Origin of the sequence: Corynebacterium sp. MSK012, assembly GCF_030232435.1 — a bacterium.
In the GTDB taxonomy this organism is placed as follows: Bacteria; Actinomycetota; Actinomycetes; order Mycobacteriales; family Mycobacteriaceae; genus Corynebacterium; species Corynebacterium jeikeium_D.
This window is the reverse complement of the sequence record NZ_JASPJU010000028.1, coordinates 1-392: the sequence shown is the minus strand read 5'-3', so window position 1 is coordinate 392 and position 392 is coordinate 1. Positions and strand designations below refer to the sequence as shown.

The following is a 392-nucleotide window of genomic DNA, read 5'->3' as shown; positions in this document are numbered from 1 at the left end:
GGGGTGCCCAAGCCACGTGGAAAACGCTGGACTCATGATGCCAATATTTCACTTCGCCCAGCCGAAGCCAATGATCGTGCGGTACCCGGTCATTGGGAAGGCGATTTGATTATTGGCGCAGATGGCACCAGTGCTTTAGCGACGTTGGTGGAACGCCGCAGCAGGTTTGTGCTGCTCGGCAGACTCGGCACTGACCATACTGCCGCCAGTGTCAATGAGGTGATGGTACGGATGATTCGTCGGCTCAAAGAGTCGATGGACACCACGATTTCGACGTTGACCTGGGATCAGGGAGTGGAGTTTGCCAAACACACGGAGTTTTCTGTCGCGGAGAATATCCAGGTGTTTTTCGCCGATCCGCATTCGCCGTGGCAGCGAGGTAGCAATGAGCG

The 392-nt window shown here is 55.9% G+C and carries 1 protein-coding gene; it reads left to right on the top strand.

Annotation, left to right across the window (positions count from 1 at the left end; translation table 11 throughout):
- Positions 1-392: IS30 family transposase (locus tag QP977_RS10970; protein WP_502870952.1), on the top strand; the 392-nt coding region annotated here is incomplete at both ends.